The following is a 21904-nucleotide window of genomic DNA, read 5'->3' as shown; positions in this document are numbered from 1 at the left end:
CTCTTTACCGGGACAAGGCGGGCCGGTAGCGTCCATCGACCGAAAGGTCACACCATGCTGCACCGGGGGAGCGGAACTGGTGTCGGACGCGTTGGACTTGCATGTTCTCGGACGGCTCGACGGACAATTGGCGGGGCGACAGGTCGATTTGGGATCGCCGAAACAGCAGTTGGTCCTCGTGGTCCTGCTCCGGCACGCCGGGCATGCCGTCAGCGTGGACCGACTCGCCGACGCCCTGTGGGGAGACACCCCGCCCGCCTCCGCGACCGCGAACATCCACCTCCACGTCCACCGGATCCGCAGAGCGCTGGGACCGGGCCGGCTGCAGACCGCGCGGCAGCGCGGATACGTACTGGAGGTGGCACCGGAGGAGGTCGACGCGTGGCGCTTCCTCACCCGCATGCCCGACATCCGCCGCGCCCTGGAGCGGGGCGACCTGGCGCGGGCCTCACGGCTCAACCGTGAGGCCCTCGCCGAGTGGCGCGGTCCGGCGTACGCCGACTTCGCCGACCATCCGGCCCTGCGCGACGCTGCCGCCTACCTCGCCGAACTACGGCTCGAGGCCATCGAGCAGCAGATCGACATCGACCTGGCCCTGCGCGACCACGCCCACCTCATCGGCAGGCTGCGGCTGCTGCTCGCCGATCATCCGTACCGCGAACGCTTCCACGAGCAGCTGGTCCTGGCCCTGTACCGCACGGGGCGGGCGGCGGAGGCGCTGGAACAGTGCCGCGACACCCGGCGGCTCTTCGCGGAGGACCTCGGACTGGACCCGGGCGCACTGCTGCGGGAGCTGGAGAAGCGCATTCTCGACGGGGACGAGGAGCAGGACCTGTAGGCGCGGCCGCGCCGTTTCCCTGCCGGAAATCTCGATTCCCCATTTAGGCCGGGCAGCCGCGAACGGGCGTCATCAGGTCCGGTGCCATGGGGGACGCATTGTCCTCCGTATACGCGTCCGCCACGGCGTCCGAATGAGCGGCGCGGCAATTCTCGGTGACACCGCCCGCCGGGCCCCATCAGCGCGCCGTGCTAGTGGGACCTGACCCAGGACTCGCCGGCCTGGGTCTTGTGCCAAGCCTCCGCGATTCCGCCCCAGTTGGCGGTGATGCTCACACTGCGCGACTCGTGGACCTCGTCGGACCACTGCCCGTTGGAGAACTTCACCCTCAGCCAGGCGTGACCGGCGCAGTCGCCCGAGTCCTTCCTGGTCCACGCGTACTCGTGGCCGGCCGAGAGGCCTCCCGTGTAGACGCATCCGCTGCGCTTCTTGTAGAAGGAGCCGCTGTGCGCGACGGCGGGCTGCACGGCAAGCGAGACGGCCGCGCCGACGAAGGCGAGGACGGCGGTGGCGTTCCGGAGGGTGCGGCTCACTGATTTCATGACGAGGCCTTCCGACGGCTCGAAGGAGGCGGCCACCCGGCGACACGCCGGCCGGCCCGATGCGTGCAGCCTCTCCGGCGGCCCTATATCCTCCCTACACGCCGGGATATGGACGGGCCCGTGAGAGCCTTCGGGGCATGAGCGCGATCACTCCCGCCGAGAACCCGGAACTCTGGTCGTTCCTGGAACTGCTGCAGCCGGGGGAGGTGCTGGCCGGCACGGTCGCGGCCATCGAACCGTTCGGGGTGTTCGTGGCGCTGGACGAAGGCCCCGAGCACCCCGTCTTCCCCGGAGTCGGGTTCATCGGCATCCCCGAGCTGTCCTGGCGTCGCTTCGAAGAGGCATCGGAGGTCGTCGAGGTCGGGCAGCGCGTCGCATGTGAGTTCCTCCAGTTCGACACGTGGAACGGAGAGGCCAGGCTGTCCCTGCGGGCGATGCAGCCGGACCCCTTTCCGGTGTTCGCCGACGCCGTTGCCGCGGGCCGGGTACTCGAGGGGAAGGTCACCAAGCTGGTGCCGTTCGGGGTGTTCGTCCAGGTCGCCGACGGCATCGAAGGACTGCTTCACCTCCGGGAATTCGCCGGAGAGCCCGTCGAATCCCCGGAGAACGCCGTTCGGGTCGGTGACCCGGTCAGGGTGGTCGTCACCGCGACCGACCGGGTGCGACGCACGGTCTCCCTGTCCCAGCGACAGGTGCCGACCGGCCTCCGGTGACGGTCAGGGGCCCTCGGGCCCCGCGCCGTTCAGGAGCCGGGTGCGGCGTGGGCCGGCGGGCCGGTAGGGGATCGGGTCGCCGAGGTGCTGGAAGTGGACGGCCGCCGGCCGCCCGGCCGCGTACGCGTCGAGACCGGCCCGGCAGTACGCGATGATCGGCTCGGGCAGGTCGTCGAGCCGGTACCAGCCCATCGCGTCGCACACCTCCGGCTCCCGCACCGCCGGCGCGCCCGCCCAGCGCCGGACCTCGAAGAACAGGCCGAGCCGGGCGTGGCCCCGCGGACCGCGGTGGTGGACGGTCACCGCCGACGCCACGTCCGCGAGGTCGATGAGGACGCCCGTCTCCTCCCGGGCCTCCCGGACCACGGCCTCGACCACGTCCTCGTGCGGGCCGTCGAGGTGCCCGGACGGCAGGTGCCACATCCCGGCCGCGTAGACCCGGCCCGCACGCCGCGACAGCAGGACCTCCGGCCCCCGCTCGCCGTCGCGGCGCAGGATCAGGTGCACGTCGACCGGGAGGGTGTACCGGCCCACGGCTCCCGGGTGCCCGGCGGCGGTCACAGCCAGCCCATCTCGGTGTAGAGCCGGCCCGCCCGGATGCCCTCGATCGCGGCCCGGGCGTACGGCACGATCGGTTCCGGCAGTGCGTCCGCCGGCCACCAGTCCCAGCTCACGCACTTGTCCGGCTCGCGGACCTCCGCCGTCCCCTCCCACCGGTGCGCGCGGAAGACGAGTTGCAGGCGCGGCCGCGAGCCCGGGGGGTCGACCAGGTGCATGACGTGCGCGAGCTCGACGTCCTCGGCCCGCAGCAACAGACCGGCCTCCTCCCGTGCTTCGCGGACCAGGCAGGCGATCGCGGACTCCTGCTCGCAGTGGCCGGCGAGGAAGTGGTGGTTCGACGCGCCGAAGGCCGAGTCGGGGTGGCGCAGTCCGAGCAGCACGCGGCCTTCGCGCTCCAGGTAGAGGTGGGCCCCGACGATGTTGAGGAGGGCCCGGCCGCCCGGTTTCCCGGCGGGCGCCGTGGCCGCCGTACGCGGGCCCGGTTCCGCCCCGTCCACCCGTGCCCGGTGCTGGTCGATGACCTGCTGCGTCCACGTGCACATCGTCAGGTGCGCCGTCGTACGGGCGTCGAACCAGCGCAGCATGATCCCCTCGCTGAGCGGGAGGGCGTCGGCATCGCCGTCCCAGGCGCCGAGATAGACCTGGATCCGGCCCGTGGTGCCGTCGGGGCCGTGGCAGTCGACGACCGTGAACGGTTCCAGCGGCACCGTCAGCCCGGTCTCCTCCTTCAGCTCCCGCGCGATCGTCTCCCGCGCGGTCTCGTTCCCCTCGCGGCCGCCGCCCGGGATGCTCCACGTCCCCGGATCGCAGATGTGGGGTTTGTTGGCGTCGCGCAGGTGGAGCAGGTACTGGCCGCGCGAGTTGACCAACAGGGCGGCTGTACCGCTCGGTTCGGCGGAAGGGGTGGACGACATGGCGGTCTCCTTCTTGTGCCTCGAATCCGGGCCCGTCCCGGGCGACATCCTGCCCCGCTGCCCGACGTCGAATGCGCGGCGGTCGGGTACGTCGACTTTCGGCGATCGTTGTGAGCGAATAGAGCTATTCGATTGATGGATCTTGACGCTCGGAATCTGGATTCATAGAGTCGGCGCGGCCTCACTCAGCCACAAGGAGCCCCAGATGCCCGTTCGCCGCCCGCGGACCCTGCTCGCGATGGCCCCCGAGCTCCGTTCCCGCCTGCTGGACGACCTCGCCGCCCGCCGGCTCCGGGAAGTGGCCGAGCTCGAACCGGAGCTCGTCGTCCACGACTTCGGCAGACCCGACGCCGCGCAGGCGCTCGCGGAGGCGGAGGTCCTGCTCACCTTCTGGGGCGCCCCCACGGTCGACGCCCGGGCGCTGGCGGCCGCGCCGCGCCTCAAAGCCGTCGTGCACGCGGCCGGCTCGGTCAAACAGCTGGTCACCGAAGCCTGCTGGGACCGGGGCGTCGTCGTCTCCTCCGCCGCGCTGGCCAACTCCCTTCCCGTGGCCGAGTACACCGTGGCGATGGTCCTCCTCTCCAACAAACGCGTGATGCAACTGCGGGAGGAGTACCGCCGCGTCCGGGGCAGCCACCACGACTGGCACCTGCGGTACGGCCACGTGGGCAACTACCGCCGTACCGTCGGCATCGTCGGCGCCTCCCGGATCGGCCGCCGGGTGATCGAGCTCCTGAGCCCGTACGATCTCGAACTCCTACTTCACGACCCCTATCTGAAGGAAAATCAGGCTCAGACAATCGGCGCCCGTGCCGTCGGGCTCGACGAGCTCTGCCGGGTCTCGGACGTGGTCAGCCTGCACGCGCCGGAGCTGCCGGAGACGCGCTCGATGATCGACCGCCGGCGGCTGGCACTGATGCGCGACGGCGCCACCCTCATCAACACGGCCCGCGGTTCCCTGGTCGACGGGGCCGCGGTCACCGACGAGTTGGTCTCCGGCCGATTGCACGGGGTCATCGACGTCACCGAGCCGGAGGTCCTGCCGGCCGACTCCCCGCTGTACGACCTGCCGAACGTGCTGCTCACCCCGCACATCGCGGGCTCCCTCGGCAAAGAACTGCACAGGATGGCCGATTCCGCCATCGACGAGATCGCCCGCTACGCCGCCGGGCTGCCGTTCGCGCACCCGGTGTACCGCACGGACCTCGACCGGACCGCTTGACCTGCATCGGTCCGCCTGACCTGCATCGGTCCGCCTGACCGGCAACGGACCGCCTGGCCGGAATCGGGCTACCTGACGGACCATCGGCGGCCGCCGAAATGATCGTATTGAGCAATTAGTCAGATGGTCTTGACCTTCAAGACACCTGAGCGAATGATTCACCCGTTCAGCCCACTCGCCAAGGAGCAGTTCACATGAAGGCCTGTACCGGGAGCAGTCCTCGGGGCTCGGGTTCGGCGGCGTCGAGCGCACCTTCGCCGGCCTCGCGAACTACTCGGCGGTGCTGGCCGATCCGGCGTTCCGCACGTCGTTCCTGAACGTCGCCGCGTACTGCCTCGCCTACATCCCGGTGATGATCGGCGGGGCGCTGGGCCTGGCCCTCCTCGTCGACTCCGCCTACGCCCGGGCCAGGCGCTTCTTCCAGCTCGCCTTCTTCCTGCCGCACGCCGTGCCGGGACTGATCGCCGCGATCATCTGGATCTACCTCTACACCCCCGGACTCAGCCCGGTGATCGAGTGGATCGACGGCGCGGGCGGCAGCTGGAACTTCTTCGCACCCGGCAACTCCCTCTCGTCGATGGTGAACATCGCCGTCTGGCAGTGGGTCGGCTACAACATGGTGATCTTCTTCGCCGCGCTCCAGGCGGTTCCCCACGAGGTCATCGAGGCCGCCACGGTCGACGGCGCCGGCGCCTGGCGCACCGCCCTCGGCATCAAGGTCCCGATCATCCGCTCCTCGGTGGTCATGACCGTCCTGTTCACCGTGTCGGAGCGATCCAGCTCTTCACCGAGCCCGAGCTGCTCTCCGAGAAGGCGCAGGCCCTCGGCAACGACTGGTCGCCCACCATGTACATCGTCAGCAAGGCTTCATCGACCAGGACTACGCGAGCGCCGCCGCCGCGTCGCTGCTGCTGGCCCTGGTGGCCGGGGCGCTGTCCTGCGCGGTGACCCGGATCGGGAAGCGGTGGCAGGAAGCATGACCACGGAGACCGTCCACCCCGGCGCCGCCGCCGACCCCGCTGCCGCGCCGCCCTCCCGCCCCACGGCGACGGGCCGCCGCCCTGACCGGACCGGCCCCCGCGCCCCCCGCGCCTGGGCCTCCAAGGCCGCCGTGAACACCGTACTGATCATGCTGACGCTCTACACGCTGATGCCGATCAGCTGGCTGCTCATCGCCGCCACCAAGAACCGCCGCGACCTCTTCGCCTGCTCCGCGCGCCGAACCGGACGTGTGGGCGGCGGAGTTGAGCCAGTCCGGGCGGCTGCGGCCGGTGCGCCTGGTGAGGGTGACAGTCGCTATGTAATGTCACATCGCATGATGTTCTTACGCCGCGCGGCATCGGCCGCCGCCCTTCTCGTCACCGTCCTCCCCGTGGTGGTCGCCTCGCCCGCGCACGCGGCCGACGGCGGGTCCGCCTGCCGCCCCCCGGCGTCCGTACCGCTCGACGCCGAACAGGCGCGGCTCGCGGACGCCCGTTCCACCGCCCTGGTCGAGCGAGCCGGGTTCGGGGACTTCGTACGGCGGTTCCCCGCCGCCCTGTGCACGACGCGCAGCCCCGCCGAGGCCGAACGGCTCCTCGTCTCCTGGGGGCAGGCCCTCTGGCAGGCCTCCGTACTGCGGGCCCAGGGCCAGCGGCCCGGCGGCGACCTCACTCCCGGGGACGACCGGCCGCTGTACTGGGCGCGGCTCGGCATGACCGCCGAGCTCGCACGCTGGCAGCCGAAGTTCACCGTCGATCGGGCGGCGCTCCGCGCCCGCTTCGAGGACGCCTCACGCGGCCTCACCGACAACGCCTTCCGGACGGCGCCCGGCGTACGAAGGATCTTCATCAGCGGGTTCGACCCCTTCGGGCTCGACGCGGAGATCCGCCGCGCCAACCCGTCCGGATCGGCCGCCCTGCAGCTCAACGGTCGGCGCGTGACCCTCGCCGACGGCAGCCCGGCCGAGATCCGCGCCGTCGTCCTGCCCGTCCGGTACGCCGACTTCGACGCCGGCATGGTGGAGCGGGCGTTCGCCCCGCGCCTGGCCGCCGGTCCCGCCTCGGCCGACATCATCACCACCGTCAGCCAGGGCTACCCCGGCATCTTCACCCTGGAGGACTGGGCGGGGCGGGCGCGGTCCGCCGACCCGTACCCCGACAACGCGCGCGCCCTCTCCGGCGGCACCCGCGAGCGTCCGGTGACGGCCCCCGGCCTCGGCCCGGGCCCGGAGTTCATCCGGACCACGCTGCCCGCCAACGCGGTGACCGCCGCCGTGCAGACCCCGTACCCGGTCCTCCTCAACACCGAGGTGACCGAGATCCCGGCGGGCGGCACGGCCCCCGTCGACCGGGCCGACGGCCCGACGCCGGGCTCGCGGGCCGTCGCGGGTGGCGGGGGCGGCTACCTGTCCAACGAGGTCGCCTACCGCTCCAACCGGCTGCGCGCCGAACTCGCCCCCCACCTGCCCGGCGGCCACCTCCACACCCCGGTGCTCACCGGTCTGCCGGCCGACCCCCAGCTGCTGACCGGCCCCGAGTTCGAACGCAACGAGAGCGCGATCACCGCGGAGGTCCGCGCCGTCCTCGAACACGCCGCCGTACGGCGTTAGCCGCCGCCCCGCCTGCGGTGCGTCACCCCGTCATGAGGCAGGATGGCAGCCCGTTCCGGATGCGCACACACGCCCGAACGCGGCTCACAGCACGACGAACTGACAGGTGACAAGGTGACGACACACCTCATACGACGGCCGGCAGCGCCCGCCGCCACGCCCCCGGGCCGGGGCCGCGCAGCGGAGGGGGTCCGTTGAACCGCGATCTCATCCTGCACGACTGGCTGGTCGCCGGCATCGCGTTGGCGGCGGGCGCCGCGGCCGGGCTGCTGCTGCGCGCCCTCCTGCGGTGGCTGGGCCGGCACGCCGAGCGGACCCGGTGGCGGGGGGACGACGTCATCGTCGACGCGCTGCGCACCATCGCGCCGGGCGCCGCGCTCATCGCGGGCGCCGCGGTGGCCGCCACGACCCTGCCGCTCACCGCGCGGGTCTCGGGATTCGTGAACCAGTCCCTGACCGCGCTGCTGATCCTCATCGCCACGCTCAGCGCGGCGCGGGTCGTCGCGGGCCTCGTCCAGTCCGTGGCGGGGGCGCGCACCGGGGTGGCCGCGTCGGCGTCCATCTTCGTCAACATCACGCGGATCGTGGTCCTCGTGATGGGCGTGCTCGTCGCCCTGGAGACCCTCGGCGTGTCCATCGCGCCGCTGGTCACCGCCCTCGGCGTGGGTGGTCTGGCGGTGGCCCTGGCACTCCAGGACACCCTCGCCAACCTCTTCGCCGGCGTGCACATCCTCGCCTCGAAGACCGTACAGCCCGGTGACTACATCCGGCTCACCAGCGGCGAGGAGGGGTACGTCGTCGACATCAACTGGCGCAACACCGTGGTGCGCAACCTGTCGAACAACCTGGTCATCATCCCCAACGGGCGTCTCGCGCGGACGAACATGACCAACTTCACCCAGCCGGAACAGCAGTTCTCGATCCTGGTCCAGGTGGGAGTGGGATACGAGAGCGACCTGGAGCACGTCGAGCGGGTGACCCTCGAGGTCGTCGACGGGGTGATGGCCGACATCAACGGCGCGGTCCCCGACCACGAAGGGGCCGTCCGCTTCCACACGTTCGCGGACTCCCGCATCAACTTCACCGTGATCCTGGGCGTCGGCGAGTTCAGCGACCAGTACCGGATCAAGCACGAGTTCATCAAGCGCCTGCACCGGCGGTTCCGTGCGGAGGGCATCTCGATCCCCGCCCCGACCCGCACGGTCGCCCTCCAACAGGACGAGCTCCCGGTGTCCTCGCCGCGCACACCGGTACCCCACCAGCGCGGGGCGTCACCGTCACCGGCGTCCGCAGACGCCTCGCCACCACCGGCAAGCAGAAGTGACGCCCTCACCCAGGTTCCGCGGCCCTGAGAGGGCTTCCGCTTTCCGAACGTGATCGCTTGGTTCGGGAAGGAGGGGCGTGAACTCTGTCTGTAGGCGGGAGAGCGGAGGCAGTTTGCCCGCTCATCTTGTCCGTGGAGGTGGCCATGCCGTCGGTGCTCGGGATGCTGGAGGCTCGGGAGAAGAAGGCCCGCGAGGAGGTCGCACGGTTGCGGGAGGAAGCCGAGCGGGTGCAGACCGCGCTCGCGGCGGCGGAGAACACCCTGACGAGGCTGGCCGATGCGCGGGAAAACGGTGGCCCATGTCCTTCGTGAACAGCCCGTTCAGGATGACGGGTTGACCCGCAGCGCGGTCGCCGGCTCGGTCGTTCCGCACCGGGCCAGGGACGCCGTCATAGAGGTGCTCGCGCCCGAGTATCAGCAGACGACGGGATGCGGGTGAAGCAGATCTTGGCGGGCTTGGGGTGGGATTCGGCGCCGGCCCGGATCGAGGGGGGCGCGCTCACGGTGAAACTGAACTGCCGGACGTTCCCCCTCTGCCGGAGGGCTATTCGATCCGAGCCCAGCATGACGAGGCCAACGCGACCGGCGCGTTCGAACCGGTCGGCACCCGTCCCGACCACCGCCGTCAGGGCCTGGCCCTGGCCGTCTGCACCGCGGTGCTGCATGCCTTCGCCCGTGCCGGTGGCCGGCGCGCCATCGTCAATGCGCGGGGCGATGCCGCCTATCCCGTCCCCAAGCGGCTCTACGAATCCATGGGCTTCACCACGTACGCCCGTACCCACACCTTCGTCGGCAGGCCTACGGACTGAGGTGTTCTGCCGACCGGACGGCACTCGTCTGCGCGACCGAACCGCGAACGCCTACGCGAACGTGCCGGCCATGGACGTGACGCTCAGGGGCCCCAGCGGGGTCGTGCGCAGCGTCGCGAAGCCGAAGTGGCGGTAGAGGGGGACGTTCGCCGGGTCCGCCGTGGTCAGGTACAGGCCTTGGGGGGCGGGTGTGGTGGCCAGGACGTGGTCCAGGAGGAGGCGGCCGGCGCCGCGTCCGGTCAGGTCGGGACGGACGCCGACGAACTCCAGCGTCCAGGCCCCCGGGGGTGCGCCCCCGTCGGTGGCGTGCAGGTAGCGCAGGGTCCGGCCGAGGGCGCGCGGCCCGCAGCGCAGCCCGGTACGGGCCGCCCAGACGGCGCGGGCGCCGGCCGTCGGGATCGCGCCCGGCGGGGTGAGGACGGCCGCTGCGAGGAGCCGGCCGTCCGCTCCCGCGAGCGCGGTACGGCGGGCCCCGTCGAGGCCGGCGTGAGTGCGCAGGGTGGCCCGGAACCAGTGGGTGCGTACGGGGGCCGAGTCGCCGCAGATCCAGGAGACGGCGGGCTCCCGGGCGAACGCGGAGGCCAGCAGGTCGGCGCAGGCGGCCGGGTCGGGCTCGGTGTCGATCCGCCAGGAACGCTCGGCCCCGGTCTCACGCATCCCGCCTCCGTTCCAGCGGCGCCTCGGGCACGAGGTGGCAGACGAGCAGCTTCAGGAAGAACAGCGGCGCGAACCAGGCGAGCGCGGCGGGCACCGGCAGCCAGAAGAGGTTGACCACCACGGCCGCCATCAACAGGGCCATCGCCACCACCCGCCTGAGGTGCACGGGCGCGAATTCCACGACCACTGCCCCGCCGAGCAGCAGCGCGGCGTTGGTCAGCGTCCAGGCGAGGTCACCGGACAGGACGACCAGCCCCATCGCGGCGAGGTGGATCAGGTGCGCGGAGACAAACAGCAGTCGGGCGCGCCTGGCTCCGGGGCCGGCGCGGTGGTACCAACGCTTCGCGGCATTGGTGGCGTTGGTCAGCACTCCGCCGATCAGGTCGAGCCCGGCCAGGGCGACCACGACGAGTTGCGCGGTGGACCAGTCGCGTGCGGCCCCCGAGGTCCACAGGCCGCCGGCCAGGAGCAGGGCGCAGCCGAGGAGGCCGAAGGTCTCCACGACGGACTCGGAACGGGACTTGCCGGGGCCCGTGAACCGCTCCAGGCGTCCCGCGAGGCCGGGCGGGGTGGCCGGTATGTCCCAGGAGATCCGCAGGTCAGCGCGCATCGGTCGACTCCTCTCCGGCAGCGGTGGCGGCCGTGGTGACCGCCCCGCCCCACAGGCCGTGCAGCAGGCTCCACAACTGTGCCGAGGTCTCGTCTTCCTGGAAGTCCGCGCCCTCGGCGAGGGGCTCGGCCCCGGTCGTCATGCGGGCCAAGGCCCAGGCATCGGCGGCCCGGATGACCGCCGCGGTCACCGACACCAGCAGCCCGTGGTCCACGTCGGTACGGATCACCCCGAGCCGCTGCCCGTCCGTGACGAGGGCACCGAACCAGTCGAACCACGGGCCCGCGTGGGTGCGCCCGATGGCGGCGTCGGCGAGGGCGAGGTCCTCGGGGTGGTCCCGCAGGTGGGTGGCGAGGGCGACGGAGCCGGAGGCGAACCGGGACCGGAAGTCGGCCTCGTCACGGGCCGGGATCCAGGGGCCGAGGGCGTCGAGCAGTCGCTCGAGCACCCCGTCGAGGACCGCGGTGAGCAGGTCCTCGCGGCCGTCGAAGTAGTGGTAGGCGGCGGTCTTGGAGACCCCCGCGGCTTCGATGATCTTGTTGTACGAGGCGCCTTCGGTGCCGTGCTCGGCGAAGTGCCGGCGCGCCACCCCGAGGATGAGCTCTCGGCGCTCTGCGGACAGGCGATCGAAACGGGGGAGAGGCATGACGGTACGGTACCACTGGAGTGTACTACTAGTACACCCCAGTGGTGCACCTGCCGCACGGGCTGCAGCCCCCGCCACCGCTGGCCGTCGCGGCGGTGGCGACCCCGCGGGTGCTCGCGGAGCTTGCCGGCACTGTCCTCGACGGTCGCCGTGATCGCGGCGAGGAACCTCCTGCCTCTCGCCGTGCGGCATTCGGGGACGTGCGCGTGGCCTGCTTGACCGGTCGGGCCGCCGCCCGCAGAGTCGGAACGCGATGTCGTGACAGCGCCGCCCGACCCCGTACTCCGGTTCACCCGTCCGAAGGCGGCAGACGGCCTTGGCCTCCGGGAGGGACTGCACTGATGGTCCTCGACCTGGTCGTGATCGGTATGGCCATCACCCTGGGGCCTCTGCACAACAGCGCCTTCATCCTGCTGCTCTCCTCGCGGCGTGGCGTCCGCAAGGGCCTGGCGTTCCTGTTGTCGTGGCTTGCCAACCTGGTTGTGGTGATCGCGTGCGTGGTGCTGCTGACCGGTGGTGAGCCCCCGGCCCGCCACACCGCGCCGTCGACCGCCGCGGCGTGTGTGAAACTCGCCATCGGCCTGGGCCTGGTGCTGTACGGCGCACACCGGCGCCGTCGGCCGCCCCGCCCGCACGGCCCGCCGCGCTGGACCGCTCGGGTGGACGGCGCCTCACTGGCCACGGCCGCCGGGCTGGCCTGGCTGCTGCAGCCTTGGGCGCTGGTCGGTGCCGGCGCCGCGACGGTCGTCGCCGCGGACCTTTCCTCCCTCACCGACTGGCTCGCACTAGCCGGCTACTGCCTGCTGGCCACGCTCGGCCTCATCGTCATGGAGACGTACACCGTCTGGGCGCCGGCGGCCGCGGGCGCCAGGCTGAACGCCCTGCGGATGTGGCTCGAGCAGCACCAGGAGCAGCTGATCGTCACGCTCTCGCTGCTCGTCGGCCTGTGGCTGACGGCCCGAGGCATCTATGAGCTGGTCGCCTGACCGTACGTGCGACTTGGGCCTGCGTGCCCTTCCGCGCCCCGAGTGCAGGACCGTCACCAAGCCGGACCCCCATGGACGTGCCGGCTCCGCCGAATGCCACCCGACTTGCCCGCTACCGGTGCCAGGGCGGCGCGTGAACCGTCAGGAATTCGTGCCGGCCCGGTCGGACTCGCTGCGCAGAACGCAGAATTCATTGCCTTCGGGATCGGCGAGGACGGCCCAGCCCGAACCATCGGGATTCCGGTGATCAGCGACAAAGGTGGCACCGAGGCCCAGCAGCCGGTCCACCTCCTGATCGCGCGAGGTCTCAGGGCACAGACACAGATGGATCCGGTTCTTGATCGTCTTCGCTTCGGGCACCTGGTTGAAGTACAGCACTGGGCCCTCCGCCAGCACCACCTGCGTCTCCCGATCACCCGGCCTGTCCTCCGGATCCAGCGGACGTCCTGTCACGCTGCTCCAGAACCGGGCCAGCTCGTAGGCATCCGCACAGTCAATCGCCACGTTCTGCAATACCGAGACCATGCGCGCGAGCCTTCCTGATCTCCACGCCGAACGCCACCGAATTGCGCGTCGAGACGCGCTGGCCGGGCATTAGCCGCTACGCAACCGCTACGCAACCGCCACGGGCACGACCCGCGCCGCAGCGGCGACGGGGCGACGGCGATCAGGTCGGGCCGTGGTCGTCGCCGGGACTGGTGCGGGCACGTTCGACGAACAGGCCGACCCCGACGGGCAAGGAGCACGGTGTGACGCCTCTCGACCGGCGACCCGTTGGGTTTCTGAAGGACCGTGTGCGGAGCGCGGTAGACGGATAGCTTGCGAGGACATGCCGTATTCGGAGAGTGAAGGCCTAGATGAAGAAGCTTCAGAGCGTGGTGCTTGCGGCAGCGGTCATGGTGGCGTTGGGAGCCTGCGACTCGTCGCGGAAGGAGAGTGCGCCCCAGCCCAAAGACGGCATGCCCTCCGCAACTGGTCAAACGGGGCCTTCGACGCCCAAGGCCGAGCAGGCGCAGGTTCCGCCCGCGTTCGACGGCAGCAAAGGGTGGGCCGTGATGCAGGCGGAGCGGTTAACCCAGCCGACCGTTGCCCCGCACTCTCAGCTGGTGCTGCTCCTCAAGTCCTACGAGGACGGCGCTGCGTTCGGTGTGGAAGCTCGCGACGCCAGTACTGGAGCCGTCCGCTGGTCGAGCGCTCCGTGGAAGCCGAGTGAGCGCACGGCCGAGGTCCAGGCAGACGACGTGAAGCTCTACGTGACCAGCAAGGACGGCAAGGACTATGCGGTCCTCGTGGCCGCGGTTCAGGAGGGGAAGGATGCGATCTCCCGCGGCAACGCCATCGCCAAGGCCTCGGTTTTCCCTGCTGATTCCTCTGGCAAGAACGTGGCTCCGGCGCGACAGGTAAGCGTTCCGGGGATGGGGAGCGGCGCCCACCCTCACGACGCGAACGGCACTCTCGCGTTCGGCAACGACAAGGAAGTCACAATCGTCGACGTGACGACCGGAGTGCTCTCCTCGCCCCAGGACTCACGCAGCCGGGACTACCGGCTGAGGATCAACGGGTCCATGAACGGAACCTTCCAGATGACCGACGCGTGGCCAGGGCAGGCAATCGTCCCCGCCGGAGCGCGAGAGTCGAGTGGGATCGAAAGCGGAACGTCGCACGGTGTGCGCGGCGGATACGTCGTGGCCCAGTGGCCGTCCAAGGACGAAGCGTATTCCGGGCTCGGACTGCCGATGAACCATGTGTGGGCACTGCATGACGAAAGCCGGGGCAACCCTGTGTACGCGCTGCCATGCAACGGCGTGAACGAAAGCGCGGTGGGATCGGCGAACCGGGCCGTACTCAGTGACAACGGGCGCTATCTCGTGACCGCGTACACGGCCTTCGACCTCCAGGCCAAGAAGGGCTACTGCTTCGGTGGCACCCAGGACACCGCCCGGGTGGACTTCATGGGGGTGGACAACGCCGGCACCGCATACGGCAAGGCCAGGACGCCGGGCGGAACGGGCATACCCGTCTCCGTCGACATAGCCACCGGGAGCCACGCCGAACTCAGCGGCGTCACCCTTCCCACCCGTGTATCCGGCGATGTGGCCCTGTACGTATCGACGCCGCAGAACGAGAAGGACCCTGCGGCTGACCTCGCCCATCACGCCGTCCTCAGCGTCTACCCCAAGCGCTGAACCGCTGGCCCACACCCCGAGCAGCACACGCTGTCTGGATGGGTTCGCCGTAGTCCGGAGAAACAGGTCCGTGGCAACCGCTAGCGCATCCCGATTGCGACGCGGCGGGGACCTCGTAGACGTCGATGGGGTCCTCGCCACCGGGCCACGTGCTGAGGAGTGCGGGTACGCGATATCACCCGGGCCGGCGGCACAGGTGCCGGGAGTGGCCCCGCAGGGTGCAGAAACGCGCTGGAGCCGGGATACGCGAGCAGGATCGCCCAGGGCTTCTCGGGCGGGATCGTCGTGACGGTGGTGCTGACCGTGGTCTTCCGCATGCCCTTCGCGCTGGGTGGTGCCGTCGGCCGGGCGGAGGCCGAACCGGCCCGGCTTCTACGGATGTTCTGCGGCGAAGCCTTCGGCTCGCAGCTGGGCCGGGTCGGGCAGCAGTTGGTGGTGCGCGCGCACGATGTGCACGGGCGCCGCGCGGTCGCGGCTCGCGTTCCGTGCTTCCACCGTCGCCGGCGGCACCTCGAAGAGGACGGCCACGGCCGCGCGCTGCCGGTAGCGTGCGCGGGCGATCAGTCCGTTCCTGACGTAGGCGTGCGCTTGGTCGAGTCCACCAACGTGATCAGCCCTTGGGCGAACCGGGCGTCCAGGAGCAGGTTCTGGATCTCGACGGCGACCGGGGCGGCGGCCTGATCGACCTCGGAGTCGGTGGCCACGAAATTCCGCGGGTCCATTTTCGATCCTTCCGGTGGGTGGGAGCCGCCGGGCTATCAGGGAGCGGGCCGGGCGGCCGGGCATCCGAGCCGGATCCTGGGTTGGACACGATCAGTTGCGTGCTCCAGGCCATGGCGCCCTGACCTGGCCCGGCCGCCCGCCCGGCCTCGCTCGGCGCGCTGCCGACAAATTCGATCATGCTCGGTGCAACCACCAGGAACGCCCTGTCGTCCTCGGCGACAGGGCGTTCGCGCGATCCGAAAAGATGTTCGTATCCATCACCGGTGTGTGTATGCTGAACGCGCTTCACTTTCTGAACAGGTTCAAGAACAAGGGGGGACCGGTGCAGCGTCACCGCGTCATGATTTCGGCTGCCGTCGTCGCGGCAGCCATCGGCTTCGTACCGAACGTGGCCCAGGCCTCAGACCAGCCTGCGGACCGTGCGGGCAGCGTGGCCGCCAAGATCGATTCCGCGAAGGCCGCGGCGGCGAGTTCCGCCGTCTTCCACAGCCCCGCCGAGCGCACCGTGCGCAAGGCCACCACCGCGCCCGCGGATGCGGGCAAGAACGGCAAGGCGGCCGCCGCTCCGCAAGCCGCCGGCGCCGTGAAGGACAACCCGGGCCTCGCGGTCGACCTGCTCGCTTCGGGCACCACCGCGCACGGCATCAGCCTCGCGTCCCAGATCAGCACCAGCGTCGAGTCCTCGATCCGGGTCGACATCAACTGGGGTGACGGTCAGACCGAGACCGCCCACACCACCAACGCCAAGCTCCTCAAGTCGAACCACAAGTTCGCCGAGATCGGGACCCACAAGGTCACGGTCACCCTGACCGACCTGAACAACAACGTGACCGCCACCAACAGCGTGGACGTCCAGGCTTACGGTTCGAAGTTCACCCCGCACGGCCCGACCCGGCTGCTGGACACCCGCGACGGCACCGGCGCCGCGGCCGGCCCGGTCCTCCCGTACGGCACGACCCGTGTGAAGGTCGGCGGCAACAGCGGCATTCCGGCCGACGCGACCGCCGTGGCCCTCAACCTGACCGTCACCAACGCCCGTTCCGGCGGTCACATCACGGCCTACCCGTCGGGCACGGAGCAGCCGAACACCTCGAACGTCAACTTCGTCGCGGGCCAGACCGTGCCGAACATGACGATCGTGCCGGTCGGCTCGGACGGCTACGTCGAGCTCGTCAACCGCAGCTACGGCGACGTGGACGTGATCGCGGACGTCACCGGGTACTTCACCCGTACCAACGCCAGCGGCTACACCTCGCTGGACCCGGCCCGCATCGTCGACAGCCGCGAGGGCCTCGGCACCTCGTGGGGTCAGGTCGCCGGGCAGAGCACGTTCCCCGTCCAGATCGCCGGCAAGGCCGGTGTCCCGTCCTGGGGCGTCACCGCGGTAGCCCTCAACGTCACGGTCACCAACCCGCGGAACGCCGGCCACCTGACGCTCTTCCCGAGCGGGCAGCAGGCCCCGTCCACGTCGAACGTGAACTTCACGCCGGGCCAGACGATCGCGAACTCGGTGATCGTCCCGGTGGGCTCCGACGGCAGGATCAACGTCCGCAACGGCTCCTGGGACCCGGCCGACGTGATCGTGGACGTCGTCGGCTACTACAGCCCCGACAGCAAGGCCGCCTACCTGCCCGTCAAGCCCACGCGGTTGTACGACTCGCGCGAGTGGTCCCCGGTGCCGGGCCAGGACTACAGCTACCTGCCGCTCGGGGACGGCAAGCCGTGGGTCACGGGCTACGTCCTGAACGCGACGGTCACCAACACCCAGGGCGACGGCCACCTCACGGTCGCTCCGGACTCGAACACCTGGGCCCAGTACATCGGCGGGACCCAGATCCGGCCGACACCGCCCAACTCCTCCAACCTGAACTGGACGAAGGGCGCGACCGTCCCGAACCTGGTCCAGGCGAGCACCGGCAAGCACGGGGTCATCGACCTCTGGAACCGCAGCTGGCAGCCCACCGACATGGTGGTCGACATGTTCGGTCTCTACGAGTACTGATCCGCCCGGCGGGCCGAGCCCTCACGACCGTGCCCCGGGAACAGCCAGTGCGGCTGTTCCCGGGGCACGTCCCTTTCCGGAGGGATCCGGGCCCCACCGAGAACCCGAGCGCCGACGGCGCGAGCGAGCGCGACCACCTGCCGGCTCCGCCGCGAGCAACGAGCAACGAGCAACGAGCAACGAGTAACCCCTGGCATCGTGTTCCGCATGGGTGAACTGGTTGACCGCGTTGACGAGCAGGACCAGGTGCTGGGAGTCGTCGACCGAGCCGAGGCGATCCGTCAGCGCTGGCTGCATCGCATCGCCGCGATCGTCTGCCGCGACGAGGACGGACGATTCCTCGTCCACCGCCGCCCGGACGACTCGTCCCGCTTTCCGGGCCGGTACAACTGGATGCTCGGCGGTGCCGCCGATGTCGGCGAGTCGTACGAAGAGGCGGCCGCCCGGGAGCTGTCGGAGGAGGTGGGCGTTCACGCCGCCCCGCGCTTCGTGCTCAAATTCCTCCGCACGGGCGCGATCAGCCCCTACTGGCTTGGACTGCACGAGGTCGTCATCACATCGCCTGTGCGGCCGAGCGCCGAGGAAGTCGCCTGGCACGGCTGGCTCACCGAGACGGAACTCGAAGCCCTTGTTCGGCAAGGGGAGTTCGTTCCGGACGCGCGCGAGGCATTCGACCGGTACCGCGACCTGAGCCGGGCGGAGCGACCCTTGCGTTAGGTCGTCATCGGGCCATCTCCCGTTGGGTTCGTGGGGATCACCTCGTCGGTATGTGTGAACTCACCGACCTTGCGCTCCATGCGGTCGGCACCGCCACCGACCAGCCCTTCGGCACCGGAGCCGGGGCCGCCGCGCTCGCAGCGGTAGCGGCACGGACCCGCGATCGTTCGTCGCCCATAACTGTCCATGGAATTGGCTGAATTCAAGCCGCTCATCGCAATTTACGCGCCCCGCCGGGAAATGCGGCCGCTTAGGCTCCGGCGAGGCTCGAGCGGCTCCGGGGAATACTGGGGAGCGGCCGGAACACCGGCCGTAATACCCCCGTGGCCGGTTTCGGCCGGCAGCGACGTGACTGAGTCGAACCGGACTTGCCGAGGTAGCGAGCAGAAGTCCCACGCGCTTGCCGCCGTACGGACGACCTCGCCATGCTTTCCGGGCCATCCGGTCGACAGACGTTCAGTGCACCTTCGGCTTTCCGCTTCCACATCCCGGGAGACTTGTATGTCCGACACCGCACGTACCCCCGAGACCGAACTCCACGACCTGGAGCTCGACCTCGGCGACCTCACCGTCACCTCGATGCGGGACACCGCCGCGCTGCCCGAGGGCGGGGCGTCCTGGGGCTCCTGCTCCTGCCAGGGCTCGTCGTCCTGCGCCCAGCCGCACGCCTCGGTCGCCCTCGAGGCCTGACCCCGTACACGAGAGGAAACCCATGACCGACAGCACGCAACCCTCCGGTTACGACCTCGACGACCTCGACCTCGGTGAACTCACCGTGACCTCCATGCGGGACACGGTCGCGCTGCCCGAGGGCGGCGCGTCCAACGGCGGCAGCTCCTGTTCCTGCGGCTCGTCCTCCTGCGCCCACCCGCAGATGCCCGAACTCCCCGTGTAGGGCTACGGGCGCACCACCGTACGACCGCACCCCCGCACCACCGCTCGGCAGCCGCTTCCCGCCGCGCCCCGCGCCCGGCGGGAAGCCCGCGCGCCGCCCCCACCCACAGGACGGGAACCCATGCCGCAGCCGCACCCCACCCCCGGCGCCGACGGCTACCGGGTACGGTCCGCGCCCTACGCGCTGGCCCGCGCCACCGTGCTCGCCCACCCGGCCCAGCATCCGGCCCCGGCCGCCTTCCGGGCCCTGCTGGCCCGCCTCCACCGGCTCGACACCCAACTGGCCCTGACCGCGGCACCGCTGTGCGACGACCTGTACGACGCCCGCGACGGCCACCCCGCCGACTTCCACCGCGACGTCGTCCTGCCACTGCGGCGGGCCCTGCACAACGGCCGCGAACCCCGCCCCGCCGTGCTCGCCCGCCTCGGCGACCTGCCGGCCCGCCTTCCCAGGCTCGACGCCTGGCTCACCCTGCGCGCCGACCGCGACGCCCTCCTCACCGCCCTCGACGCCGCCACGGGGCCCGCCCTGGACGCCGAACGCGCCGTGCTCGCCGCCCTCTGCCGCGAACCCGCCCTCGCCAAGGCCACGGCCCTGACCAGCGCCGACCTGCTGCGCGCCGTGAACCGTGCCGCCACCGGCGCGGCCGATCGCCGGGCCCGCAAGGAGGAGCCAACGGTGTTGCGCTACGCCCTGCGGGCCAGCACCAAGACCAGTCCGCTGTCGTGGTTCACGGCGGTCGGATGGGGCCTGCTGGCCGGCGCCCCCGCCGACGGTCCGGCCCGCCCGGTGACCTCCTGGGGTGCCGCACCCGTTCTCGACGGTCCCCTGCGTTCCGTCGTACGGGCCAACCGCACCCTGACGACCGCCCTGACCCTCGCCCTCCTCGACGCGCCGCACCGCCGCACCACGCTGCCCCACCGCATCACCAGCACCGCACGGACCGCCGGCGGACGGGCCGCGTACTTCCGCGACCAGCCCTCCTTCGCCGGCGGCCGCTACCTCGTGCCCGCCGAGGACGAGGCGGAGGTGGCCTCCGGAGGACCGCTGCGCCTGCTCACCGGCCTCGCCGAAAACCCGGTACCGCTCGCGGAGCTGACACGGCATCTGGCCGCGGCCCTCGGTCCGGTCGGCGGTGGCGGCGGTGGCGGTGACGGCGGTGACGGCGGTGACGGCGGTGACGGCGGTGATGGTGGCGATGGCGGCCGGGACGCGGCCGCCGCCTTCCTCGACCAGCTCGTCCGGGGCGGCCTGCTGGTCCCGCAGGACCCCGTCCCCCCGCAGGAGCCCGACCCCCTGCAACGCCTCGCCGCCTGGGTACGGTCCTTCGCCCCGGGCCACCCCGAGGACGCGGAACGCGCCGACCGGATCGCCGAACTCGGTGCGCTGACCGCCCGGTTCGCCGCCGCCCCGGCCGCCGAGCGCCCCGAACGGCTCACCGTCCTCACCCAGCGCTGGACCGCCGAGCTGGCCGCCGCCGGCCGGCCGGTCCCCCTCGCCTCCGCCCCGCTGACCGTCCTGTCCGAGGACGTGGTCGCCCCAAGCCCGCTGGCGCTCGACGGCTTCCTCGGCGCCGCCGACCACGAGGCGCTCGGCGAGGTGACCGCCCTCGCCGAACTCTTCGACCTCGGCCATCTCGTCCGCCGCGCCGTCCGGGACCGCTTCGTCGCGCGCTACGGCGCCGGCGGACGCTGCGCGCACCCCTGGGAGTTCGGCCCGGACGTCACCGCCGCCTGGGAGTCCGCCGGACGGATCGCCCTCCTCGATCCCGCCGACCGGGACGCGTTCCCCAGCGCAACCGAAACGCTCGCCCGGTTGCGTGCGGAGGTCGCCGACGCCCTGCGGGACCAGAACGGTCCCGCCGGCCGCGACACCTCCGATCCCCTCGACGCCCCCGATCCCGTCGACGTCTTCGACGCCTTCGAGCCCTCCGATGCCTTCGACGAGGCGGTGCTGCCCGCGGACATCCTCAAGACCCTCGGGGAGCAGCTCCCCGCCCCGACCGTCGAACGGCCCCTCAGCTACGCCTACTTCCTCCAGCGCGACCCCGCCGCCGGGCTGCTGGCCGTCAACCACGTCTACGGCGGATGGGGCCGGTTCGCCAGCCGCTTCCTGGACTCCCTGGACCCCCGCGCCACCGCCGAGGTGTCCCGGCAGATCAGGCGCGGCCTCGGTTCCGGCGCCCGGCCCGCCCAGATCCGCCCCGTCGGCGGGTTCAACGCCAACCTCCACCCCCTCCTCGTCCCGGACGAGATCGGCCCCGACCGTCGTCGCACCCCGATCGCCGAGGCCGACCTGGAACTCGTCCACGACGAAGCCACCGACCAGGTCCGGGTATGCCTGCGGTCCACCGGCGAGCCGCTCGACGTGCTGTACCCCGGCTTCCTCGCCCCCGTGCTGCTGCCGGCCCGTATAGCGCCCCACCTCGGCGACCACCCGGGCGGGGTCGTCGACTTCCGGCCCCTCGCCCCCCGCCGGGCCCTGGCCGCACCCGGCGGCAGGGTCACCGTCAGCTCCCGGCTCCGCCACCGGCACGTGGTACTCCAGCGCCGCCGCTGGCTGCTGCCGTCCGGCGTGGTGGCCCGGCTGCGCGCCGACCTTGCCGCCGACACCGGCCCCGGACGGGTCCCCGCGGCCGCCGCGGCCCACTGGCGGGCTCTGCTCGGCCTGCCCGAGCAGGTCTTCCTGCACCCGGTGGCCGGCGCCCCCACCGGCCGGGCCACCGAGGACTTCCTGAGCCGTCTGGCCCGCCCCAAGCCGCACCTCGCGGACCTCGGCAACGCCCTGCACCTGCGCTGCCTGGCCAAATGGCTGTCCCGGCACAGCGACGGCGTCGTCCTCGAAGAGGCGCTGCCCGCACCCGGCGGCCAGGCCACGCCCGTCCGGGCCGTCGAACTCGTCCTGGAGGTCTACCGGGACGGACGCCCGCGATGACCCGCCCGCCGAGTCCGCCGAGCCTGCCGAGCCCG

General features: G+C 71.5%; 23 protein-coding genes and 1 pseudogene. 15 read left to right on the top strand and 9 right to left on the bottom strand.

What is annotated here, in order from left to right; genetic code table 11:
- The first annotated feature begins 79 nt into the window (after positions 1-79).
- Positions 80-838, top strand: a complete 759-nt coding sequence (locus tag RIU97_RS03570) for a BTAD domain-containing putative transcriptional regulator (protein ID WP_404953280.1) — start codon at positions 80-82, stop codon at positions 836-838.
- A gap of 191 nt (positions 839-1029) precedes the next feature.
- Here the strand turns inward: RIU97_RS03570 and RIU97_RS03565 are convergent, their stop codons facing one another.
- The gene (locus RIU97_RS03565) at positions 1030-1380 is read right to left on the bottom strand and encodes a hypothetical protein (protein ID WP_404953279.1); all 351 of its coding nucleotides are present in this window, start codon (positions 1378-1380) and stop codon (positions 1030-1032) included.
- Between the two features lie 137 nt (positions 1381-1517).
- Between RIU97_RS03565 and RIU97_RS03560 the strand changes: the two genes are divergently transcribed.
- Positions 1518-2093, top strand: a complete 576-nt coding sequence (locus RIU97_RS03560) for a S1 RNA-binding domain-containing protein (RefSeq protein ID WP_404953277.1) — start codon at positions 1518-1520, stop codon at positions 2091-2093.
- Between the two features lie 3 nt (positions 2094-2096).
- Here the strand turns inward: RIU97_RS03560 and RIU97_RS03555 are convergent, their stop codons facing one another.
- Positions 2097-2654, bottom strand: a complete 558-nt coding sequence (locus RIU97_RS03555) for an NUDIX domain-containing protein (RefSeq protein WP_404953276.1) — start codon at positions 2652-2654, stop codon at positions 2097-2099.
- Entirely contained in the window at positions 2651-3568 is a 918-nt protein-coding gene (locus RIU97_RS03550; RefSeq protein ID WP_404953275.1) for an NUDIX domain-containing protein, read from the bottom strand. Before RIU97_RS03550 ends, RIU97_RS03555 begins: the two co-directional genes overlap by 4 nt.
- Positions 3569-3773: 205 nt before the next feature.
- Between RIU97_RS03550 and RIU97_RS03545 the strand changes: the two genes are divergently transcribed.
- The 6 genes and pseudogenes from RIU97_RS03545 (at position 3774) to RIU97_RS03520 (ending at position 9513) form a co-directional block, all read left to right on the top strand.
- Entirely contained in the window at positions 3774-4790 is a 1017-nt protein-coding gene (locus RIU97_RS03545) for a hydroxyacid dehydrogenase (RefSeq protein ID WP_404953274.1), read from the top strand.
- 202 nt (positions 4791-4992) lie between these two features.
- Positions 4993-5770, top strand: a pseudogene (locus RIU97_RS03540) (carbohydrate ABC transporter permease).
- Positions 5767-7380 carry a pyroglutamyl peptidase gene (locus RIU97_RS03535; protein WP_404953273.1) on the top strand — a complete coding sequence of 538 codons (1614 nt, stop codon included), beginning with the start codon at positions 5767-5769 and terminating at the stop codon, positions 7378-7380. The pseudogene RIU97_RS03540 and the gene RIU97_RS03535 overlap by 4 nt, the downstream one beginning before the upstream one ends.
- A gap of 194 nt (positions 7381-7574) precedes the next feature.
- On the top strand, positions 7575-8732 hold the full coding sequence (locus tag RIU97_RS03530; RefSeq protein ID WP_404953272.1) for a mechanosensitive ion channel family protein: 1158 nt from the start codon (positions 7575-7577) through the stop codon (positions 8730-8732).
- Between the two features lie 116 nt (positions 8733-8848).
- Positions 8849-9016 (top strand): hypothetical protein, encoded by a 168-nt coding sequence (locus tag RIU97_RS03525; RefSeq protein ID WP_404953271.1) that lies wholly within the window; start codon positions 8849-8851, stop codon positions 9014-9016.
- A gap of 149 nt (positions 9017-9165) precedes the next feature.
- On the top strand, positions 9166-9513 hold the full coding sequence (locus RIU97_RS03520; RefSeq protein ID WP_404953269.1) for a GNAT family N-acetyltransferase: 348 nt from the start codon (positions 9166-9168) through the stop codon (positions 9511-9513).
- A 51-nt stretch (positions 9514-9564) separates the two neighbouring features.
- On the opposite strand, the gene RIU97_RS03515 is transcribed toward RIU97_RS03520, so the two are convergent.
- The 3 genes from RIU97_RS03515 to RIU97_RS03505 are packed head-to-tail and all read right to left on the bottom strand — an operon-like array spanning position 9565 to position 11426.
- Positions 9565-10170: a GNAT family N-acetyltransferase gene (locus RIU97_RS03515; protein WP_404953268.1), complete on the bottom strand. Its 606-nt coding sequence runs from the start codon at positions 10168-10170 to the stop codon at positions 9565-9567.
- Complete coding sequence (locus RIU97_RS03510; RefSeq protein WP_404953267.1) at positions 10163-10780, bottom strand: hypothetical protein; 618 nt, start codon at positions 10778-10780, stop codon at positions 10163-10165. Before RIU97_RS03510 ends, RIU97_RS03515 begins: the two co-directional genes overlap by 8 nt.
- Positions 10770-11426, bottom strand: coding sequence for a TetR/AcrR family transcriptional regulator (locus tag RIU97_RS03505; protein ID WP_404953266.1), 657 nt, complete (start codon positions 11424-11426; stop codon positions 10770-10772). Before RIU97_RS03505 ends, RIU97_RS03510 begins: the two co-directional genes overlap by 11 nt.
- A 341-nt stretch (positions 11427-11767) precedes the next feature.
- Between RIU97_RS03505 and RIU97_RS03500 the strand changes: the two genes are divergently transcribed.
- The gene (locus RIU97_RS03500) at positions 11768-12412 is read left to right on the top strand and encodes a GAP family protein (RefSeq protein WP_404953265.1); all 645 of its coding nucleotides are present in this window, start codon (positions 11768-11770) and stop codon (positions 12410-12412) included.
- Between the two features lie 141 nt (positions 12413-12553).
- Here RIU97_RS03500 and RIU97_RS03495 read toward each other — a convergent pair whose 3' ends face one another.
- Positions 12554-12937, bottom strand: coding sequence for a VOC family protein (locus RIU97_RS03495; RefSeq protein WP_404953264.1), 384 nt, complete (start codon positions 12935-12937; stop codon positions 12554-12556).
- 332 nt (positions 12938-13269) lie between these two features.
- On the opposite strand from RIU97_RS03495, the gene RIU97_RS03490 reads away from it, so the two are divergent.
- A complete protein-coding gene (locus RIU97_RS03490) occupies positions 13270-14598 on the top strand; it encodes a hypothetical protein (RefSeq protein ID WP_404953263.1) in 1329 nt (442 codons plus the stop codon).
- A gap of 372 nt (positions 14599-14970) precedes the next feature.
- On the opposite strand, the gene RIU97_RS03485 is transcribed toward RIU97_RS03490, so the two are convergent.
- Both RIU97_RS03485 and RIU97_RS03480 read right to left on the bottom strand, forming a co-directional pair.
- A complete protein-coding gene (locus RIU97_RS03485) occupies positions 14971-15126 on the bottom strand; it encodes a hypothetical protein (protein ID WP_404953262.1) in 156 nt (51 codons plus the stop codon).
- 32 nt (positions 15127-15158) lie between these two features.
- Positions 15159-15320, bottom strand: a complete 162-nt coding sequence (locus tag RIU97_RS03480; protein ID WP_404953261.1) for a hypothetical protein — start codon at positions 15318-15320, stop codon at positions 15159-15161.
- Positions 15321-15661: 341 nt separating this feature from the next.
- Here RIU97_RS03480 and RIU97_RS03475 point away from each other — a divergent pair, with 341 nt between their 5' ends.
- From RIU97_RS03475 to RIU97_RS03455, 5 genes are all read left to right on the top strand, one after another.
- On the top strand, positions 15662-17323 hold the full coding sequence (locus RIU97_RS03475) for a hypothetical protein (protein ID WP_404953260.1): 1662 nt from the start codon (positions 15662-15664) through the stop codon (positions 17321-17323).
- A 207-nt stretch (positions 17324-17530) separates the two neighbouring features.
- Entirely contained in the window at positions 17531-18040 is a 510-nt protein-coding gene (locus tag RIU97_RS03470; protein WP_404953259.1) for an NUDIX hydrolase, read from the top strand.
- 501 nt (positions 18041-18541) lie between these two features.
- Entirely contained in the window at positions 18542-18730 is a 189-nt protein-coding gene (locus tag RIU97_RS03465; RefSeq protein WP_404953258.1) for a thiazolylpeptide-type bacteriocin, read from the top strand.
- A 22-nt stretch (positions 18731-18752) separates the two neighbouring features.
- Positions 18753-18935, top strand: coding sequence for a thiazolylpeptide-type bacteriocin (locus RIU97_RS03460; protein ID WP_404953257.1), 183 nt, complete (start codon positions 18753-18755; stop codon positions 18933-18935).
- A gap of 120 nt (positions 18936-19055) precedes the next feature.
- Positions 19056-21869, top strand: a complete 2814-nt coding sequence (locus RIU97_RS03455; RefSeq protein WP_404953255.1) for a lantibiotic dehydratase — start codon at positions 19056-19058, stop codon at positions 21867-21869.
- Positions 21870-21904: the final 35 nt, after the last annotated feature.

It is taken from the genome of Streptomyces sp. 147326 (assembly GCF_045000215.1).
GTDB lineage: Bacteria > Actinomycetota > Actinomycetes > Streptomycetales > Streptomycetaceae > Streptomyces.
Note: the sequence above shows the minus strand (reverse complement) of the source record. Positions and strands in the feature narration are given on the sequence as shown.

Coding starts and splice junctions, on each gene's coding strand:
- RIU97_RS03465 (WP_404953258.1), top strand. CDS start 18,542: ATGTCCGACACCGCACGTACCCCCGAGACCGAACTCCACGACCTGGAG.
- RIU97_RS03510 (WP_404953267.1), bottom strand. CDS start 10,780: ATGCGCGCTGACCTGCGGATCTCCTGGGACATACCGGCCACCCCGCCC.
- RIU97_RS03495 (WP_404953264.1), bottom strand. CDS start 12,937: ATGGTCTCGGTATTGCAGAACGTGGCGATTGACTGTGCGGATGCCTAC.
- RIU97_RS03490 (WP_404953263.1), top strand. CDS start 13,270: ATGAAGAAGCTTCAGAGCGTGGTGCTTGCGGCAGCGGTCATGGTGGCG.
- RIU97_RS03470 (WP_404953259.1), top strand. CDS start 17,531: ATGGGTGAACTGGTTGACCGCGTTGACGAGCAGGACCAGGTGCTGGGA.
- RIU97_RS03515 (WP_404953268.1), bottom strand. CDS start 10,170: ATGCGTGAGACCGGGGCCGAGCGTTCCTGGCGGATCGACACCGAGCCC.
- RIU97_RS03475 (WP_404953260.1), top strand. CDS start 15,662: ATGATTTCGGCTGCCGTCGTCGCGGCAGCCATCGGCTTCGTACCGAAC.
- RIU97_RS03500 (WP_404953265.1), top strand. CDS start 11,768: ATGGTCCTCGACCTGGTCGTGATCGGTATGGCCATCACCCTGGGGCCT.
- RIU97_RS03505 (WP_404953266.1), bottom strand. CDS start 11,426: ATGCCTCTCCCCCGTTTCGATCGCCTGTCCGCAGAGCGCCGAGAGCTC.
- RIU97_RS03560 (WP_404953277.1), top strand. CDS start 1,518: ATGAGCGCGATCACTCCCGCCGAGAACCCGGAACTCTGGTCGTTCCTG.
- RIU97_RS03480 (WP_404953261.1), bottom strand. CDS start 15,320: ATGGACCCGCGGAATTTCGTGGCCACCGACTCCGAGGTCGATCAGGCC.
- RIU97_RS03460 (WP_404953257.1), top strand. CDS start 18,753: ATGACCGACAGCACGCAACCCTCCGGTTACGACCTCGACGACCTCGAC.
- RIU97_RS03550 (WP_404953275.1), bottom strand. CDS start 3,568: ATGTCGTCCACCCCTTCCGCCGAACCGAGCGGTACAGCCGCCCTGTTG.
- RIU97_RS03525 (WP_404953271.1), top strand. CDS start 8,849: ATGCCGTCGGTGCTCGGGATGCTGGAGGCTCGGGAGAAGAAGGCCCGC.
- RIU97_RS03535 (WP_404953273.1), top strand. CDS start 5,767: ATGACCACGGAGACCGTCCACCCCGGCGCCGCCGCCGACCCCGCTGCC.
- RIU97_RS03455 (WP_404953255.1), top strand. CDS start 19,056: ATGCCGCAGCCGCACCCCACCCCCGGCGCCGACGGCTACCGGGTACGG.
- RIU97_RS03565 (WP_404953279.1), bottom strand. CDS start 1,380: ATGAAATCAGTGAGCCGCACCCTCCGGAACGCCACCGCCGTCCTCGCC.
- RIU97_RS03545 (WP_404953274.1), top strand. CDS start 3,774: ATGCCCGTTCGCCGCCCGCGGACCCTGCTCGCGATGGCCCCCGAGCTC.